The sequence below is a fragment of the Streptomyces sp. NPDC026062 genome (assembly GCF_055568375.1).
The window spans coordinates 1-17,540 of sequence record NZ_JBVHOQ010000018.1; the positions used below are offsets into that span (position 1 = coordinate 1).

At 71.5% G+C, this 17,540-nt stretch carries 15 protein-coding genes; 7 read left to right on the forward strand and 8 right to left on the reverse strand.

Features of this window, described 5'->3' with window-relative positions; all coding sequences use genetic code 11:
- Positions 1-624: 624 nt before the first annotated feature.
- Positions 625-1,710: a MerR family transcriptional regulator gene (locus ACZ4LX_RS18045; RefSeq protein ID WP_467645647.1), complete on the reverse strand. Its 1,086-nt coding sequence runs from the start codon at positions 1,708-1,710 to the stop codon at positions 625-627.
- Between the two features lie 142 nt (positions 1,711-1,852).
- Positions 1,853-2,086 (reverse strand): hypothetical protein, encoded by a 234-nt coding sequence (locus ACZ4LX_RS18050; protein WP_467645643.1) that lies wholly within the window; start codon positions 2,084-2,086, stop codon positions 1,853-1,855.
- Between the two features lie 263 nt (positions 2,087-2,349).
- On the opposite strand from ACZ4LX_RS18050, the gene ACZ4LX_RS18055 reads away from it, so the two are divergent.
- The 4 genes from ACZ4LX_RS18055 to ACZ4LX_RS18070 all read left to right on the forward strand — a co-directional run bounded on the left by ACZ4LX_RS18055 (position 2,350) and on the right by ACZ4LX_RS18070 (position 8,091).
- Positions 2,350-6,318 carry a HEAT repeat domain-containing protein gene (locus ACZ4LX_RS18055; protein WP_467645641.1) on the forward strand — a complete coding sequence of 1,323 codons (3,969 nt, stop codon included), beginning with the start codon at positions 2,350-2,352 and terminating at the stop codon, positions 6,316-6,318.
- 164 nt (positions 6,319-6,482) lie between these two features.
- On the forward strand, positions 6,483-6,959 hold the full coding sequence (locus tag ACZ4LX_RS18060) for a helix-turn-helix domain-containing protein (protein ID WP_467645635.1): 477 nt from the start codon (positions 6,483-6,485) through the stop codon (positions 6,957-6,959).
- A 27-nt stretch (positions 6,960-6,986) separates the two neighbouring features.
- The gene (locus ACZ4LX_RS18065; RefSeq protein ID WP_467645633.1) at positions 6,987-7,637 is read left to right on the forward strand and encodes a hypothetical protein; all 651 of its coding nucleotides are present in this window, start codon (positions 6,987-6,989) and stop codon (positions 7,635-7,637) included.
- A gap of 118 nt (positions 7,638-7,755) precedes the next feature.
- A complete protein-coding gene (locus ACZ4LX_RS18070) occupies positions 7,756-8,091 on the forward strand; it encodes a DUF2516 family protein (RefSeq protein ID WP_467645630.1) in 336 nt (111 codons plus the stop codon).
- Here the strand turns inward: ACZ4LX_RS18070 and ACZ4LX_RS18075 are convergent.
- The 3 genes from ACZ4LX_RS18075 to ACZ4LX_RS18085 form a co-directional block, all read right to left on the reverse strand.
- On the reverse strand, positions 8,073-9,467 hold the full coding sequence (locus tag ACZ4LX_RS18075; protein ID WP_467645628.1) for a PP2C family protein-serine/threonine phosphatase: 1,395 nt from the start codon (positions 9,465-9,467) through the stop codon (positions 8,073-8,075). The two genes, ACZ4LX_RS18070 and ACZ4LX_RS18075, sit on opposite strands and share 19 nt — an antisense overlap.
- Positions 9,468-9,977: 510 nt before the next feature.
- The gene (locus ACZ4LX_RS18080) at positions 9,978-11,036 is read right to left on the reverse strand and encodes a C40 family peptidase (protein ID WP_467645625.1); all 1,059 of its coding nucleotides are present in this window, start codon (positions 11,034-11,036) and stop codon (positions 9,978-9,980) included.
- A gap of 264 nt (positions 11,037-11,300) precedes the next feature.
- Entirely contained in the window at positions 11,301-12,077 is a 777-nt protein-coding gene (locus ACZ4LX_RS18085; RefSeq protein WP_467645621.1) for a class I SAM-dependent methyltransferase, read from the reverse strand.
- Positions 12,078-12,273: 196 nt separating this feature from the next.
- Between ACZ4LX_RS18085 and mshA the strand changes: the two genes are divergently transcribed.
- The 3 genes from mshA (at position 12,274) to ACZ4LX_RS18100 (ending at position 15,905) form a co-directional block, all read left to right on the forward strand.
- Complete coding sequence (mshA, locus tag ACZ4LX_RS18090) at positions 12,274-13,626, forward strand: D-inositol-3-phosphate glycosyltransferase (RefSeq protein ID WP_467645616.1); 1,353 nt, start codon at positions 12,274-12,276, stop codon at positions 13,624-13,626.
- Between the two features lie 156 nt (positions 13,627-13,782).
- Positions 13,783-14,310: a type III secretion system chaperone family protein gene (locus ACZ4LX_RS18095; RefSeq protein WP_467645611.1), complete on the forward strand. Its 528-nt coding sequence runs from the start codon at positions 13,783-13,785 to the stop codon at positions 14,308-14,310.
- Positions 14,311-15,101: 791 nt separating this feature from the next.
- The gene (locus tag ACZ4LX_RS18100) at positions 15,102-15,905 is read left to right on the forward strand and encodes a hypothetical protein (RefSeq protein WP_467645607.1); all 804 of its coding nucleotides are present in this window, start codon (positions 15,102-15,104) and stop codon (positions 15,903-15,905) included.
- 83 nt (positions 15,906-15,988) lie between these two features.
- Here ACZ4LX_RS18100 and ACZ4LX_RS18105 read toward each other — a convergent pair whose 3' ends face one another.
- From ACZ4LX_RS18105 to ACZ4LX_RS18115, 3 genes are all read right to left on the reverse strand, one after another.
- Entirely contained in the window at positions 15,989-16,231 is a 243-nt protein-coding gene (locus ACZ4LX_RS18105; protein ID WP_467645605.1) for a hypothetical protein, read from the reverse strand.
- Complete coding sequence (locus ACZ4LX_RS18110; RefSeq protein WP_326737713.1) at positions 16,228-16,476, reverse strand: hypothetical protein; 249 nt, start codon at positions 16,474-16,476, stop codon at positions 16,228-16,230. The genes ACZ4LX_RS18105 and ACZ4LX_RS18110 overlap by 4 nt, the downstream gene beginning before the upstream one ends.
- Before the next feature lie 277 nt (positions 16,477-16,753).
- Positions 16,754-17,512 (reverse strand): phosphoglyceromutase, encoded by a 759-nt coding sequence (locus ACZ4LX_RS18115; RefSeq protein ID WP_467645597.1) that lies wholly within the window; start codon positions 17,510-17,512, stop codon positions 16,754-16,756.
- Positions 17,513-17,540: the final 28 nt, after the last annotated feature.

A 17,540-nucleotide genomic window follows, 5' to 3' on the forward strand; every position in this document is an offset into this window, starting at 1 on the left:
GGCGGACGAACTCCCACTCGGCATCCGACAGTTCATGGCGACGTATCACCCGACCATGATCCACCACACAAGATCATTTGACGACAGAACCTAGGGGACTCCGGGACTCCGGGACTCCGGGACTCCGGGAATCCGGACCATCGAGGCCTCCGGCGGCACCACCCCGAAGCCCCCGGCCGCCGTGGTCGGCCTCTACCCCGGTACCGACGTCACACAGATGTGGAAGGACGACGTGGCCGGAACCCGTGAGGCGGCCGAGATGTACACCGGCGGCACGCCGCAGCAGTTCCCGGACCGCTGCCGCGAAGTGTCCCCGGCCCCTCGACTTCCACACCGAGGACGCGCGCTGACCCCTCCTCTCCCACGCCGGGCCGGCCCCTCCGGGTGGGGGCCGGCCCGGCCACGTCCGAGCGGCACGCCCGGCCCGGGGCAGAGCGGGGGACAGCGTGATGGTTCAGCCGCTGAGCCGGGCCGGCATACGCCGTGAAGCCGCTCGCCATGTGCCGGCCGGCATGGTTCGGCGGACCGGTGCGGCCCTCCCGCCCTGTTGGGCGAGTCGGTACGTGTCCGCCTCGCAGATGAGCTCGCGGGAGCGGATCCGGTGCAACTCCAAGTGTGTGCCGCTCACTTCGGCTCCTGGGACTCGATGACGTCGGCGACCACGCAGCTGACGTTGTCGGGTCCGCCGGAGCCGTTGGCGAGGGCGACGAGTGCGCGGACCGCCTGCTCGGGCTCGCTGATGCCGGAGAGCACGCGGTGCATTTCCCCGGCCGGCACCACGGTCGACAGGCCGTCGGAGCAGAGCAGGTAGCGGTCTTCCCGCTGTGCGTCGTGCAGACGCATGTCGGGTGTGCCATCGGCTCCTTGGCCCAGGGCCCGAACCAGCAGCGACCGCTGGGGGTGGGAGACGGCCTCCTCCGGGCTGATGCGCCCTTCGTCGACCATCGACTGCACCATGGTGTGATCCTGAGTGATCTGGAACAGCTCGCCGCCGCGCAGGAGGTAGGCGCGGGAGTCGCCGATGTGGACGAGGGCCAGCTGCGAGCCGGTCCAGAGCATCGCGGTGAGTGTGGTGCCGGCCTCCTCGGAGGAAGGGCCGGCTCCGGCGACGCCGTGCACGGCCTGCTCGGCCTGGTCGATCGCGTCCTCGAGGACGTTGAGGAGACTGCTCGCCGGAATGCTGTCCGTGTCGAGACTCTTGAGCGCGTCGACGGCGGCGGCGCTTGCGGGGGCACCACCGCTGCCGAAGCCATCGGCGACGGCAAGCAGTCGGGACCCTGCGTAGACGGTGTCCTGGTTGCTCTCGCGGACGAGGCCGGGGTCGGAGAGGGCGGCGTAACGGATGGCCAGGGGCTTGGCGATCGGAGGCATGGCAGGGTCCTTCCAGGAGAGGTTGGCGATGAGGAAGGTGGCCAAGTCCCGCCGTGCGGCGATGTCGGCTTCGACCTGGGACCAGAACGCGCGGATCTCCTCGGCTGCCGGACCCGCATCCAGCGTGCAGACCTGCTGGATGCGGGAGAGAGGCATTCCGAGCCGTCGGAGCCAGGCGACCAGCCGAGCCTGATCCAGTTGCTCCGGCGCGTAGAGGCGATAGCCGGTCACCGGGTCGACGCGAGCGGGAGTCAGCAGGCCGAGCTCGTCGTACAGGCGCAGCGCCTTCGGTGACAGCCGGGACGCCCTCGCGAACGCCCCTATGGTCAGTAGCTCCATGCTCGTTCCTCCTCATGCCGGGCACATCGCCCGGCCCAGTCGATGCTGTGGGCTCCCCCAAGGTGAAGGTCAACTCGACCGCCGGATCGCGAGAACCGGGCCGAGTGCCGGTTCATCACCGGTGGGGCCGCCCCTGGGAGCATCAGTGGCTCCGCAGCCACCACTCAAGGACGACGACGGCGGCGGCGCCTGCGCGGTCGGCGAGGCTGAGCGTGATGCGGTGCACGCACTCGTGCCAGGTCTTGTGCCAGGTCTCGCGCCAGGACGGTGTCACCGGCGGGAGCAAGCGGCTGTGCGGGGAGGACGGGCGGCGGATGCGGCGGGGGTGGCCCACCTTCGGCACATGGCCGGCGGTGGTCCTGCGTGCACGGGTCACAGCGGTCTCCTGACGGTACGTCGGTGGTCTGACGGCGAGCCGGATCCGACGGTCTGGTGGCGAGCCGGATCCGGCTCCGCCCCCGACTCTCGACCGCGGTGCCACCGGGCGTCCCGACACCCGGGCGCCCCGGGCAGCGCGGCAGTTACCCTGCCTGTTCAGCGCCCCTTGAGAGCGGCTTCCCGGTTCGCCCGCCTCGGGCGGGTCCGGCCGACGCAGGGGAAACGGACAGGGGCGCGAAGGCGACCAGGGGGCATCGGTTCATGGGGTTCGCTCGCGAAGAACTACGCAGGGCACTGCTGGAATTGCAGGCAGCGGCAGCCCGGAAGGAGCCGGAACGTACCCAGGCCGATCTGCGGCGACAGGTGCGACGCACGGGGCTCACGGGCACGGACCGGTTCCATGGCCAGCGTGCCAGCGAGTGGGCGGCGGCATCGGCCGAGGACTTCCGGCTGCCGAAGAACGCGGACGTTCTCCTGGCGGTTGTCGCCGTCTGGCTGTCCTGGACGGAACAGCGGACCCTGGAATCGGACGGCCGGGTGCGGCGGGACTGGCTGGTGTCGCAAGCGGGCGGGCGCTCCTGGCTCCGTCGCTACGAGGAAGCCGCTGCCGAAGCCGCCGAGGACCGGCGGTCCCGGGACCGCCGGGGCGGCCTCGGCGCCACGACGGATGCCGCGATCGGCGCATACCTCCGGCGTCTGGTACAGACACATGGCCGGCTGAACATGGATGTGCTCGGCGAGGCCGGCCGGGCGGGCGAGCAGCCGCAGATCGGCTTGGGCGCGGTGTTCGAGGAGCCGCTCCTGGCATGGGACTGGCCGCGTCCGCACGTCTCGCCGCGACTCGTCCAGGACCTGCTGGAACACGGGGAACTGGACGAACGGGACGCCGACGAGGTGGCCTCGCGGGCGCTCGACGGCAGGAGGCGCCGGCCCACCCGCGTACGGCCCGCGCAGCCCGCCCTCGACGTCATCGGCTCGGAGGACGGCCGCCGTCTGGTGGTGCTCGGCGACCCCGGCGCGGGGAAGACGACGCTGGCGAAGTACCTGGCGCTGGCCGTGGCCGGCGGGCTGGACACGGTCCCCGACGGCGTCGTCGCGCTCAAGGACACCGTTCCGGTCGTGGTGGAGTTGCGGAGGCTCGCCGACCCCCGCTGGATCGGGGTGACGGTCGAGGAGTACTGGGCGGAGTACAACGCCGCCGAGCGGATGGGCCTGCCTCGTGAGGTCCTGGAGGATCTGCTGGCCGGCCGCCGGCGCCAGGTAGTGATGGTCTTCGACGGCCTGGACGAGGTCTTCGACCCCGCCCGTCGCGCCGACATCGCCCGGCAGATCACCGCCTTCGCCCAGAGCCACCCGGACACCCGCTCCGTGGTGACCTCCCGCATCGTCGGTTTCAGCGCGGGGGAGTTCACCCGCGCGGACTTCGGGATCACCAAGCTGGAGAATCTCTCGCGGGCACAGGTCGAGTCGTTCGTCGGCCGGTGGTACGCCGCCGCTCACCCCGACAGCCCCGGCGAGGGCGCCCGGCTCGCCCGTCGGCTGAACGACGCCGTACGCGACTTCCCTTCCGTGGCCGAACTCGCCGGCAACCCGCTGCTGCTGGCGATCCTGGCCGCCATCGGTCTCGGCGCCTCCATCCCCCGGGACCGCAAGGACGTGTACGAGCACGCCGTGGTTGTCCTGGCCAGCCGCTGGGACCGGGACGCCAAGCACCTTCGCCTTCCGCCTCACGCGCACCCGGACGTGGCGCATGCCATCGAGGAACTCGACGGCCGGGTCCTCCAGGAACTGCTGGAGCGGATCGCCTCCCGCATCCAGGAGGGGGTTGCCCCGGGCGGTCGGTCGGGCGGCGGCGACAGCCCGCTGATCGCCGTCGGGGCGCTGGAGCAGGTGGTTCGGGACTTTGTCTCGGAGCTGGGCTACTCGGTGCCTGTCGCACGTACGGTCGCACGCGCGATGATCGATCGACTGCATGAGCGCGCCTTCCTCATCCACCCGTTCGGAGCCGGCGCGTACGGCTTCGTGCATCGGACGTTCCTGGAGTACCTGACGGCCCGCGACCTCGCGCACCGCTACCGGCAGTGGAGCGAGGAGACGCTCCTCGACCAGCTGATGGAGCGGGTGGTCAACCCCAGCTGGCGCGAAGTCGTTCTTCTGTTCCTCGGCATGATCAGCCGTGACTCCGAGGCTCTCCACGCAAAGTTCATCGCGCGGCTGCTGAGGCTGCACCAGCACTGCGGCGGAGCCCCGCTCTTCCGTCCCCACGGCGACACCGCGTTCCTCGACTTCGCGCTCCAGGCCCTCGCCGAGGCGCATCGCATCGGCCGGCCGGCCGTTCCGCCCGAGCAGGCCGAAGCGTCACTTGCCCTGCAGAGCGACGCGGTGATCGATGCGGTCACGGCGGAACTCGCCATGTTCCCCGGAGTGGACTTCCCGCGCGGACGGGCGGTCCTGCTGGGCTTCCCGGGTTCGTGGAGCGGTCGCGAGCGCTTCCGCCGCTGGCTGTGGCCCCACCTCGTCAGCACGGTGGAAGCGAGCCACAGTGCCGTCCGCGTCGGGCTGGCGATGTGCCGCGACTCCACCGAGGCCATGGAGTTCACCCGGATCACCTGGAATGCGGCCGGGGCGGTTGCCGTACGTGCCCTCGGCGAGCGATGGCCGGACGATCCCGGGGTCAAGGCGGCGGTGTTCGCCCTGGCGCGCGGTTCCGGCGCCTACCCGGAGACGCAGTCCGAGGCGCTGCGGACGCTGGCGGAGCGATACGCGGCCGACGACAACGCACGGGCGCTCCTGGTCGACGTCGCCCATGATGCCGAGGCGGATTCGGACTGCCGGTGTGCGGCCCTGCTTCTCCTGGCCGAGCACTGGCCCTCGGACCCGGAGTGCCGGCGAGCGGTTCTGGAGGCTGTCGACGACACAGGCATTGACCCGAAGTCGCGGGCAAGGGTGATGGGCGCGCTCGCGCGTTACCTGGTGGGGGACCCGGGGGTGCGATCCCGGCTCCTGGGCGCGGCCGTTGACGAGAGGCCGTACGTGCGTTCCGGCACCTGGACGGAGCTACGTGGGCAATGGCCCGCTGACGAGGAGTTTCGGCTGCTGGCCGTGGCGGCCATGGACGACAGCGACCCACACGTGCGCGGGGCCGCCATGCGTTTTCTGGGCAGGCATTGGCCGCACGACACCGGAGTGCGTTCGGCCATGTTCGCCGCAGCCCGCGCGACCGGTGACATGGGAGCATTTCGCGCGCTGTGCGCGAGTTGGCCCGGCGACAGTGAGGTCCGGCAGGCCCTGATCGAGGCCGTCCGTGACGACACGCTGTCCGCGGGCGACGTCCATGCGGCCGTGTGGAGTCTGGGCGAGCAGTGGCCGGAAGATCCCGAAGTCCGGGAGCTGATCTTCGGGCTCACCCGCCATGCGGACCCTGAGGTCCGGTGGCAGGTGCTGGGAACAATGACGGAATTCTGGCCGGCGGATGAGGAAGCACGCCGGGCGACGATCTCCGCCACGCGTGATGTCGTGGCTGAGGTGCGCCAAACGGCGCTCGAATTCGCCGGATACGAGTGGTCCGGGGACCTTGAGCTGCGGGCCGCGCTCATGGCAGGCGTCCGGGACAGCGATTCCGATGTCCGGTGGTACGCGGTGGAGAGCATTGCCCAGCAGTGGCCCCAGGACGACGAGGTGCGCCAGGCCGTGCTCGCCGCCGTCGACGACAGCGACGACACCGTCCGGACCACGGCGATACGCGCGCTGGCCGAGCAGTGGCCGGAGCGCCCCGAGGTGCGGTCGGCCGTGCTCGCGGCGGTCGGCGACACGGACGGCACCGCCCGGGGCGTGGCCCTCGGCCTGGCGGGCGACTACTGGCCGGAGTGCGAAGAGGTCCGGACCGCCGCTCTCCAGGCTACGGACGATGCCGAGCCGTGGGTTGCCCTGAGAGCGCTTCAGGTGCTCGCGCAGCGGTGGCGCGAGCACCCCGAGACCCGCGCAGCCGTGGAGCGCCGCGTGGACGGCCCGTTGCGCGTTCCTGCCTTGAGGCTGCTGTCGCTGGTCTGGCCGCGGGACGCGGCGACCCTCCGGACCGTCGAACGGGTGGCACGGGAGGAGCCGGCTGAGACGCATGCCGTCACCGCGCCGCTCCTGGCCTTCCTCGCCGGGTTCCACGACGACGGCCCTCGGATCCGACGTCGGCCTGAAGCCTGTTCGAGCCGTTTCGATCCCGGTCTTCGGCACTGATCGATCGCGGCCCTCCCCCGTCGGGGTGGATCGCACGCCGAGACGACGGTGTCCTGCACATATGACCCCGTCGTGCCCAGCCTCAAGGGCCCGCCCGAGTGGTGCGGAACACTTTTGCAAGCACCTGCTTGCAAAAGTTAGCAAGATGGGTCCACTATCGGTACATGGCCTCACTCAACGTCGGCAATCTCGGCGAGTACCTGCGCGAGCAGCGCCGTACCGCGCAGCTGTCGCTGCGGCAGCTCGCCGATGCCGCCGGGGTGTCCAACCCCTATCTCAGCCAGATCGAGCGCGGACTGCGCAAGCCCAGTGCCGAAGTCCTCCAGCAGGTCGCCAAGGCGCTGCGGATCTCCGCCGAGACCCTGTACGTACGGGCCGGGATCCTGGATGAGCGGGAGCGGGAGGAGCTGGAGACGCGGGCGGTGATTCTGGCCGATCCGTCGATCAACGAGCGGCAGAAAAGCGTGCTGCTGCAGATCTACGCCTCCTTCCGCAAGGAGAACGGGTTCGAGGACGAGCCCGTGGACCCGGCGGATGACGAGGGGCGCGCGTCCGGTGCGGATGTGCCCCTCAGTGCCGACGGCAGTGCTGCCGATAGAGATACAGGTTCAGGTTCGAAGCCTGCGAAACCCTCACACTGAGTCTGATGATCCGGGAGGACCACAGTCATGGCCATCACCGATGACCTGCGTAAGACCCTCACCGACCCGACCCCCCTCTACTTCGCCGCCGGTACGGCCGATCTCGCCGTTCAGCAGGCCCGGAGGGTTCCGGCCCTGATCGAGCAGCTGCGCGCCGAGGCGCCGGAGCGTATCGAGGCCGTGCGCAACACCGACCCCAAGGCCGTGCAGGAGAAGGTGGCCGGGCAGGCCAAGGAGGCGCAGGCCACCCTTTCCGCCAAGGTCACCGAGGTGATCGGGGCGTTCGACACCGACCTGAAGAAGCTCGGCGAGAGCGCGCAGGACCTGGCGCTGCGCAGCGTCGGCGTGGCCGCGGAGTACGCGGTCCGGGCCCGGGAGACGTACGAGAAGGTCGCCGAGCGCGGCGAGCAGACCGTGCGGACGTGGCGTGGCGGGACGGCCGAGGAGATCGTGGAGATCGCCGTCGTCGTCGAGCCGCGCAAGGAGTCGAAGCCGGAGGCGGTGAAGGCGGAGGCGGTGAAGGCGGAGCCCAAGGCCGCGCCGAAGCCCGCCGCCAAGCCGGTGCAGGCCAAGCCCGCGCCCAGGGCCGTCAAGGCCGAGGCCAAGCCGTCGCCCGCCAAGAAGGCTCCCGCGCGCAAGCCCGCCGCGAAGAAGACGACACCGCCGACCGCCAAGTAGCGGCGCGATGCCCGGCAGGTGTGCCGGGGCGGCGGACGGGCACCATTTCGCGTTCCCCGGCCGTTGTCCCAGTACCTTGGCCGCGAGGCGCTCACTCACTCATTAGGCGGTGCACATCATGTTGCTCGAAGGCTTCAACACGTTCCTCGGCCTGATCTATACGGCCATGACGGTCCTTGCCGTGGTCGCCCTGGTCATGGCCGCGATCACCCGCGAGGACGCGTACCGTGCCGCGGACAAGCAGACGAAGCCCTTCTGGCTGATCATCCTCGGCATCGCGGTGGTGGTGAACCTCTGGGTTCCCATGCTGTTCGTGCAGCTTGCCGGGGTGGTCGCGTCCATCGTGTTCTTCGTGGACGTACGGCCCGCGCTCAAGGCGGTCTCGGGCGGCGGTGGCCGCCGGGGCGGCTCCAGCAGCGACGGGCCGTACGGGCCCTACAACGGCGGGCGTTGAGCGCCTGCGGGTGAGATCTGTCCGGGGCGGGGGCGCGGGATGCTCCGGCCCCGGTCGCCGTTCTGCGCCCGGTGGCGGGCGTTGCCGCGGGCCGCGTCGCGGGCGACGGTGTCGCGGGCCGTCGCACGTGCGGTGTCCTGGTCGCGGTCGAGCAGCAGGACCGCGACGTCGTCGGTGAGTTCGCCGCCGTTCAGCTCGCGGACGTGCGCGACCGCCGCCTCCAGAAGGTCCTCGCCGCTCAGCCCCTCGGACAGCTGGCGGTTGATCATCGCGACCATCCCGTCCTGGCCGAGGCGCTGGGTGCCGTTGCCGACGCGGCCCTCGATCAGCCCGTCCGTGTACATCATCAGACTCCAGGAGCCGCCCAGCTCCACCTGCCTGCGCGGCCAGCGGGCGCGCGGGAGCAGGCCGAGCGCCGGACCGCCGTCCTCGTACGGAAGCAGGTGCGCGGCCCGGCCCTGGCGGGCGATCAGGGGCGCGGGATGGCCCGCCAGGCACAGTCCCGCACGGCGGCCGTCCGGGGCGATGTCGACGGTGCAGAGCGTCGCGAAGATCTCCTCGCTCTCCCGTTCGTGCTCCAGGACCTGCTGAAGGGTGGAGAGCAGTTCGTCGCCGCAGAGTCCGGCCAGTGTCAACGCCCGCCAGGCGATGCGCAGTTCGACGCCGAGTGCCGCCTCGTCCGGGCCGTGGCCGCAGACGTCACCGATCATCACGTGCACCGTGCCGTCGGGTGTGCGGACCGTGTCGTAGAAGTCGCCGCCGAGCAGCGCACGGCTGCGGCCGGGGCGGTAGCGGGCCGCGAAGTGCAGATCGGAGCCGTCGAGCAGCGGGGTGGGCAGCAGGCCGCGTTCCAGCCGGGCGTTCTCCTGGGCGCGCAGCCGGGACTCGGTGAGCTGGTGCTGGGCGACGTCGGCCCGTTTGCGCTCGACCGCGTAGCGGATGGCGCGGCTGAGCAGCCGGCCGTCCAGCTCGCCGCGGAAGAGGTAGTCCTGCGCTCCCACCCGTACCGCTTCGGCGGCCAGCTCGGCGTCGTCCTCGGCCGTGAGGGCGAGCACGGCATGCCGGGGCGCGATCTGAAGGACGTGCTTGAGCGTGGCGAGCCCGTCGGCCTCCGTGTCCCGGTCGCCGCGCGTCTCGGTGCCGGACGGCAGGGCCAGGTCCAGCAGTATGCAGTCCACGTCGTCGGTGAGGAGCCGCTCGGCCTCGGTCAGATTGCGGGCCGCGCGGATGCGGACCCGGGCACCGGCCGCGGCGGAGAGTTCCGGGACGCTGAAGGTGCCCGCCGGATCGTCCTCGATCACCAGAAGGGTGAGGTCGGTGCCGCTGCTGGTCTCCGCAGCGGGAACGCTGCGTTGCTGCGGTACGGGTACGGGCATCGGTTCGGGTTTCCTTCCCTCCCCCCGAGGGCGCGGCGGGACGACGATCGACGACCCGCCAGACGGGGACCATAGCGTTACGGGATACGGGAACGGAATGGCGCACCGCGCCCCGCCCCCGGCATATGCACCGCCATAAGCCGCGTCAGGTCACGGATCAGGCGCGATGTGCCCGCTCCGCGGCGCTCTTGGCGGCATGACAAAGGTCACGCCCGCCGCCCCGGGCGAAGTGGCCCCGCTCACGCGGGTGCCCGGGGGGTGGGGCGGGGACCGTGTTCGGGACCGTTCGGGGTGGGGCGGAGGCCGTGTCCGGGAACGTCCGGGGTGGTGCGGGGCCGCCTCCCGGATCGTCCGGGATGCACCGCAGGGGCGCATGGCGGGGCCGGTTCTGTGCCGCCCGTCCGGGGGAGGCCGTGTCGCCCGTCCGGACGGGCGACACGGGCCGCTTCACTCGCCCCGTCCCCGGGCAGCGGTGCGTGGCACTTGTCCCGTCCCGGGCCGGGGCGCGTGTCACTTGTCCGGGCGGACCACTCCGAGTATCTCCATCGAGCCCGCTCCCGCGATGGTGACGTTGCGGCCGGGGCGCGGGGCGTGCACGATCGCGCCGTCGCCGATGTACATCCCGACATGGCTGGCGTCGCTGTGGTAGATGATCAGGTCGCCGGGGCGCATGTCCTTGATCGCGATGTGCGGCAGCAGGCGCCACTGCTCCTGCGAGGTGCGGGGGATCGGCCGGCCGGCCGCCGCCCAGGCCTGGGAGGTCAGTCCCGAGCAGTCGTACGACTTGGGGCCCTCGGCCCCCCACACGTACGGCAGGCCGATCTTGGAGGTCGCGAAGGCCACCGCCTTCTTGCCGCCCGCGCTCGCCCCGCGGTTGATCTCCTTCAGCGCGCCGGAACTCAGCCAGGCGGTCTGCGACTTGTACTCCGCCTCCTGCTCCAGCTTCAGGAGCCGGGCGCGCTCCTCCTTCTCCAGCTGGGACTCGATCTTCTTGGCGGCCGCGATCTGTGCGTTGATCTTCTTCTTGGCCTTGGCCTGCTTGACGCGATTGGCTTCGAGCTTCGTCCAGTTGGTGCTCGCGTCCTGCGTGTACGTCTCCAGGTCCTGCTGGGTTCTGTTCAGTTCCCCCAGGAGGCCGGTGGCGGCCTTCTGGCCCTGGCGGGTCCGGCTGATCCCGTCGAGGAAGAGCTGCGGGTCGCCGCTGAGCATGAGCCGGGCGCCCGGGGGCAGTCCGGCGTTGCGGTACTCGTCGCGGGCCTGGGCGCCCGCCCTGTCCTTGAGCGCGGCGATCTTCGCCTGGCCCTCGACTATGGCCTGGGCCAGCTTGACGATCTCGCCCGACTGCTTCTCGGCTTTCTCCTCGGCGAGGTTGTACGCGTCCGCGGCCGATCCGGCGGCCCGGTAGAGGCCCTCGATCTCCTGGCGCACCTCTTCGAGGCTCTTCTTCCCCGGCGTGGCCGGGGCGGGTGTGGGGGGTACGGGTGCGGCGAAGGCCTGAACGGGCGAGGCCAGTACGGCCATCGCGCAGACCAGAGTGATCGCGGCAGCGGCACAGTGGCGTCGGTACACGAAGCTCCCCCTCCGAGCTGATCCCCACGGATCTGATTTACCGTCAGTAACTTATGGTGCCGTCGAGATCGTGCCATGCCCTACCCAAAAGCAACAGAGGCAGACACATCTGTGCAGGCTCGCGGGGCCCCGTGGCACTCCCGGGTCGACGCATTCGGTCCGGGTCCCCTGTTCTGGGACGAACGATGCCGCGCCGACGTTCCCGATGCCGGGGGAATGCCGGGGCGTGTCGGGGGGAATTCACCCTGTCTGCCGCGCGCCGGGCTACCGTTCGGGCCGCAGTGCCGACCATTTCACCGTGACTTCGCCCTGACGCCACCGGCGTACGCCGTCCGTCAGCGGCCACTCGCCCGACAGCGCGCGCACGGCGGTGATCCAGCGCTGCCGGGCGCCCAGCGAGGCGTACGGCGCGGCCGCCGCCCAGGCCCGGTCGAAGTCGCGCAGGAACGCGTGGACGGGCTCTCCCGGCACATTGCGGTGGATCAGCGCCTTGGGCAGCCGCTCCGCGAGGTCCGACGGCCGGTCCAGCGAGCCGAGCCGGGTCGCGAAGGTCACCGTGCGCGGCCCCTCCGGGCCCAGCGCCACCCACACATGACGCCGCCCGATCTCGTCGCAGGTGCCCTCCACCAGCAGTCCGTCCGGGGCGAGCCGGCCGCACAGCCGCTGCCAGACGGTGGCCACCTCACCCTCGTCGTACTGGCGCAGCACGTTCGCCGCCCGGATCAGCGAGGGCCGCCCGGCCAGCGGGATCTCGAATCCACCGTGCCGGAAGGTGAGCCCCTCGCGCTCGTACGGACGCGCCGCCTCGACGCGCTCCGGGGAGATCTCGATGCCGACCACGCGGGTGCGTGGTTCGGCGGTGCGCAGGCGCTCCAGCAGCTCGACGGCGGTCCAGGGGGCGGCGCCGTACCCGAGGTCGACCGCCACGGGGGCGTCGGCGCGGCGCAGGGCGCGGCCGTGCGTGGCGGCGATCCAGCGGTCCATGCGGCGCAGCCGGTTCGGGTTGGTGGTCCCGCGGGTCGCGGTGCCGATCGGGCGCATGACACAGAGCGTAACGACCTCACGCGGGCGCGCGCGGTCCGGCGGCGCGCCGGACGCATACCGTAATGATTTGGTAAAGCGGAAATGAAAGGAGGGGTTTCACTGTTCCAGACCTTCGAAGGGACCCTGGGCCCCTTCGGTGCCATGCCCGTGAGCGGGTCGGTACCAGTGCCCTGAGTGAGGAGGAGCGGACGACGTGAGCCAGTACGTCTCCCGGCTCGGCAGCAGCCGTGTCGCACCGCGTCTCAGGTTCCCCGCAGGCTTCCCCGGCGGCCATCGCAAGCCCCGCAGGATCGCGATGCTCTCCGTGCACACCTCCCCGCTGCACCAGCCGGGGACGGGTGACGCGGGCGGCATGAACGTGTACATCGTGGAGCTCGCCAAGCGCCTGGCCGCGATCAACATCGAGGTCGAGATCTTCACCCGCGCCACCACCGGGGCGCTGCCGCCGGCGGTCGAGATGTCGCCCGGCGTCCTGGTCCGGCACGTCGACGCGGGGCCTTACGAGGGCCTGGCCAAGGAGGAGCTGCCCGCCCAGCTCTGCGCCTTCACGCACGGCGTGATGCAGGCGTGGGCCGGCCAGCGCCCCGGCTACTACGACCTGGTCCACTCCCACTACTGGCTCTCCGGCCAGGTCGGCTGGCTCGCCGCGCAGCGCTGGGGCGTCCCGCTCGTCCACGCCATGCACACCATGGCGAAGGTCAAGAACGCGGCGCTGGCCGAGGGCGACACCCCCGAGCCCGCCGCCCGCGTCATCGGTGAGACCCAGATCGTGAACGCCTCCGACCGGCTGATCGCCAACACCGCCGAGGAGGCGGACGAGCTCGTCCGCTTCTACGAGGCCGATCCGAGTGCCGTCGCCGTCGTCCACCCCGGCGTCAACCTGGACCGCTTCCGCCCCGCCGACGGGCGCGCCGCGGCCCGCGCGCGCCTCGGGCTGCCGCAGGACGCGCTGATCCCGCTCTTCGCGGGCCGTATCCAGCCGCTGAAGGCCCCGGACGTGCTGCTGCGCGCCGTCGCCGCCCTGCTGGACCGGGACCCCTCGCTGCGCTCCCGCATCGTCGTGCCGGTCGTCGGCGGACCGAGCGGCAGCGGGCTCGCCAAGCCGGAGGGGCTCCAGAAGCTTGCCGCCCGGCTCGGCATCGCCGATGTCGTACGGTTCCAGCCGCCGGTCGGGCAGGACCAGCTGGCCGACTGGTTCCGGGCCGCGTCCGTGCTGGTCATGCCCTCGTACAGCGAGTCCTTCGGCCTGGTCGCCATAGAGGCCCAGGCGGCCGGCACCCCGGTCGTGGCGGCGGCCGTGGGCGGTCTGCCGGTGGCGGTACGGGACGAGGTCAGCGGCTTCCTGATCCCCGGGCACGATCCGCAGGCGTACGCCGAGGCGCTCCATCGCTTCGCGGTCGCGCCGGAGCTGGTCGCGCGCATGGGCGCCGCGGCCGCCGCGCACGCGCAGCGCTTCGGCTGGGACACGGCGGCGGCGGCGACCGCGGACGTGTACACGGAGGCCATGCAGGACCACCGCCGCCGGGTGCGCACACACCACGGCTGAGCCGGGCGCACGCGGGGCGCTCCGCGTGGGCCGCCGGAGGCGCACACCGTACGTACGCCCGGCGTACGCGCACACCACACGTGACACCCCGGACAGCTGCCCCGCACCTGAGCCCGCCGTGGGCGGGCCGCCCCCGGACGGGCGTACGCTCGCTTCATGGCTGACGTACCCGAGGAAGCGGCGACGCCGCAGGTCACACAGGTCGCGCAGGTCATCGAGGCGACGCTGAAGGATGCCGGGCTCGACTGGGAGAGCCCCGCGTCCGGCAGTTATGTCGTCCAGCTGCCCGGCACCCGCAAGCTCGCCACCACCTGCTCGCTCATCGTCGGCACCCACGCGCTGTCCCTCAACGCCTTCGTCATCCGGCACCCCGACGAGAACGAAGAGGCGGTGCACCGCTGGCTGCTGGAGCACAACCTCCGCCTCTTCGGGGTGGGTTACGCGATCGACTCGCTCGGAGACGTCTACCTCGTCGGCAAGCTGCCCCTCTCCGTGGTGACGCCCGAGGAGCTGGACCGGCTGCTCGGCGTGGTCCTGGAGGCCGCCGACGGTGCCTTCAACCCCCTGCTCGAACTCGGTTTCGCGGGCGCGATCCGCAAGGAGTACGCGTGGCGGGTGTCGCGCGGTGAGTCCACGCGGAACCTGGAAGCGTTCACACATCTGACCCAGCGCCCCGCCAACTGATGCCTGCCGTCTGACGGTTCCCCTGGCGGAGAATCCCTGGTGCGCGCCCCTTTCGTCGCGCCCCGGGCGCATGGCGGCCAAGGCGACGCAGAGGGGCTTCAGCAGGCGCGGCCTGCTCGGCGGCGCGGTGGCCGTCGTCGTGGCCGCGGCAAGGGACGCGTTGGGCGGCGGGCCGGCCTTCGCCGCGAGCGCCGCGGCCGGCGGGTGTCCACGGCCCACCCCGCTCCGGCGGGAGTCCGCCGCGGCGCCCTTCACGTACCCGCAGATCCCCTTCATCGGCCGGGCCGGCCTCGTGCGGACCGACGGCCCCGCCCCGTACAGCGCGATCGTCCGTTCAGCGAGGTCACGGAGTTCGGCCAAGACCGACGTCCCCGACGTCCCCGACGTCCCCGACTTCACCGGCGACCTGCACACGCGCCTGGAGGCGTACGGCACCCCGGAGGCCGTCAGGCCGGCCGATGTGCCTCCGGCCGGCGGGCGCAGGAGGCGAACGGTTCCGGTGGTCCCAAGGAGCCGAGCGCGGTGGACAGTGCGGAATCCATCGGCATCGGAGAGCCCCGTGAGCGGTCGCCGGGGGCGTGTTGCTGCTGTCTGTGGCAATTGCCCAGTTCAGAGCTTTCGCGGAGTGATCACGACGTCGTCACGATCACGGGCGATGCCCGCTTTGACGGATTGCCAAACCACAGCGCACTCATAGAGTTGGCGCACCCCCACGATTCCTCACTGCCGCGCCGAACCCGGTGCCGGCTGCTCTCGTGCGGGCGAATCACCTTGAGACAGAAGGACGGGCCATGCGACCCACTTCCATACGCCGTACCGCCGTTGCCGCCACCGTGATGTCTCTGGCCCTGCTCACCGCGGCCTGCGGTTCGGACGGCGGGGACGACGCGGGCAAGGACAGCGGCAAGGCGGGCGGTTCGGCCTCCGCGAAGCCGGCGGACAAGGGCGCGGACACCTCCGCAGCCAAGGCGCTGACGGCGGCCGAGCTGGAGACGGCCTCGCTGGCCCAGGGCGACGTCAAGGGCCACAAGATCACCAAGGCCGGTCCGGCGGACGCCATCGCCGCCGAGGACGTCACCGCCGACAAGGCCGCCTGCGACGTCTTCGCCGACGCCTTGATGGGTGCCAAGGCCGGCAAGCCCGCCGCGTCCACGCAGCGCAAGATCGTCAGCGAGCCGAAGACGGTCGGCGACAAGGAGAGCGACGACCCGGCGGAGGCGTTCAAGGCCGCCTTCGACATCACGACGACGCTCACCACGCTCGCCTCGTACGACGGCAAGGGTGCCGAGGAGACGCTGGCCGGGCTGCGGACCGCCGCGACCGACTGCGCCTCCGGCTTCACCCTCACCGCGGCCGGATCGAAGCAGAAGGTCGCCAAGATCGCGGAGGTGCCGGTCAAGGGCGGCGAGGAAGCCGTCGCCTGGACGGTGACGGTCGAGTCGGAGGGCGAGAAGAGCGCCATGAAGCTCATCCAGATCCGCCAGGGCACCACGCTCGCCTCGCTGACCTCGCTCAACCTGGGCGCGGCAGGCGCCGGCGGCGACTTCGACCTGCCGACCGCAGTGATCAACGCCCAGGCCGCCAAGCTGGCCTGAGGGACGGTCAGGGGCGGGGGAGCGGGACGGTCCGTTCCGCGGTGACGGCCGGGGAAGCGCCACGAGCCGTACGACGGTGACGGTCAGGGGAGCGGGACGAGCCGTACGACGGTGACGGTCAGGACCGATCCGGAGACGTAATAGAGCACGATCGCCCCGGCGACCGTCGCCTCGCGGCGATCGTGCTCGTGCTTGACGGCGGACGAGCCGTGCCCGTAGGGCTCACGCCCCAGCGTGCACGCCATCTCGTCCCGGAAGGTGTCGCCGTCCCGCATCTTGGCCAGGGTGTCGTCGGCGGGCGGCGCGTAGGAGATCCGGAAGCTCAAGCGACGCTCCGCCTCTCGGCCTCGTCCCGCGCCAGCCGGTCCAGGATCCGCTCGGCCTCCGGATCGGGTACGGCCTCCAGCATCCAGTGCCGCATCACGGCCTGGATCTCGTGTACCCCGGCCTCGTTGATGGCGCGGTCGAACTCCTCGCGTCTCGCCTCGGGCAGGGCATCGCGGATGGTCGGGATGCTGTTGGGCACCTCGACCTCGGCGCCACCGACGAAGGTCTTCAGGGGCTCACTCATGGCTGCTCTCCCCGCTCTCCCCGCATGCGCCACAGGGTACGACGCGCCGTGAGGCACGTCACTTCCGGCAGCCCCGGCTCGGGGTCGGGTCAGGCATCCGACGTGTGCGGGCGGCCCGTTGGTCGTCCCCGTGCGGGGCGGAGCGGTGAGCGCGGCGGGGCGGCTGCGCGGCCGGACACCGAGGGCCGGGGCCTCAGGGGCGAGGGCCGGGCCGGAACAGAAAGCAGCCCCTGACCCGCACCGAAAGCGCGGGTCAGGGGCGTGATCGCTGGGGCTGTTACTTCTTGCCCTGGTTCTTCACGGCCTCGATGGCCGCCTTCGCCGCGTCCGGGTCGAGGTAGGTGCCGCCCGGCTTCAAGGGGCGGAAGTCCTCGTCCAGTTCGTACGCGAGCGGGATGCCCGTCGGGATGTTCAGGCCCGCGATGTCGGCGTCCGAGACACCGTCGAGGTGCTTGACCAGGGCGCGGAGGCTGTTGCCGTGCGCGGCGACCAGGACCGTCTTGCCGTCGAGCAGGTCCGGGACGATGCCGTCGTACCAGTACGGCAGCATGCGGACGACGACGTCCTTCAGGCACTCCGTGCGCGGGCGCAGCTCCGGCGGGATCGTCGCGTAGCGGGCGTCGTCGCTCTGCGAGAACTCGGTGCCGTCCTCCAGTGCGGGCGGCGGGGTGTCGTACGAGCGGCGCCAGAGCATGAACTGCTCCTCGCCGAACTCGGCGAGCGTCTGGGCCTTGTCCTTGCCCTGAAGGGCGCCGTAGTGGCGCTCGTTCAGCCGCCAGGAGCGGTGGACGGGGATCCAGTGGCGGTCCGCGGACTCCAGCGCGAGCTGGGCGGTGCGGATGGCGCGCTTCTGGAGCGAGGTGTGCAGCACATCGGGGAGCAGGCCGGCGTCCTTGAGCAGCTCACCGCCGCGGACCGCCTCCTTCTCGCCCTTCTCGGTGAGATTGACGTCCACCCATCCGGTGAACAGGTTCTTCGCGTTCCATTCGCTCTCGCCGTGGCGGAGGAGGATCAGCTTGTACGGTGCGTCGGCCATGGGTCCGAGCGTAATCGAACCCGTACGG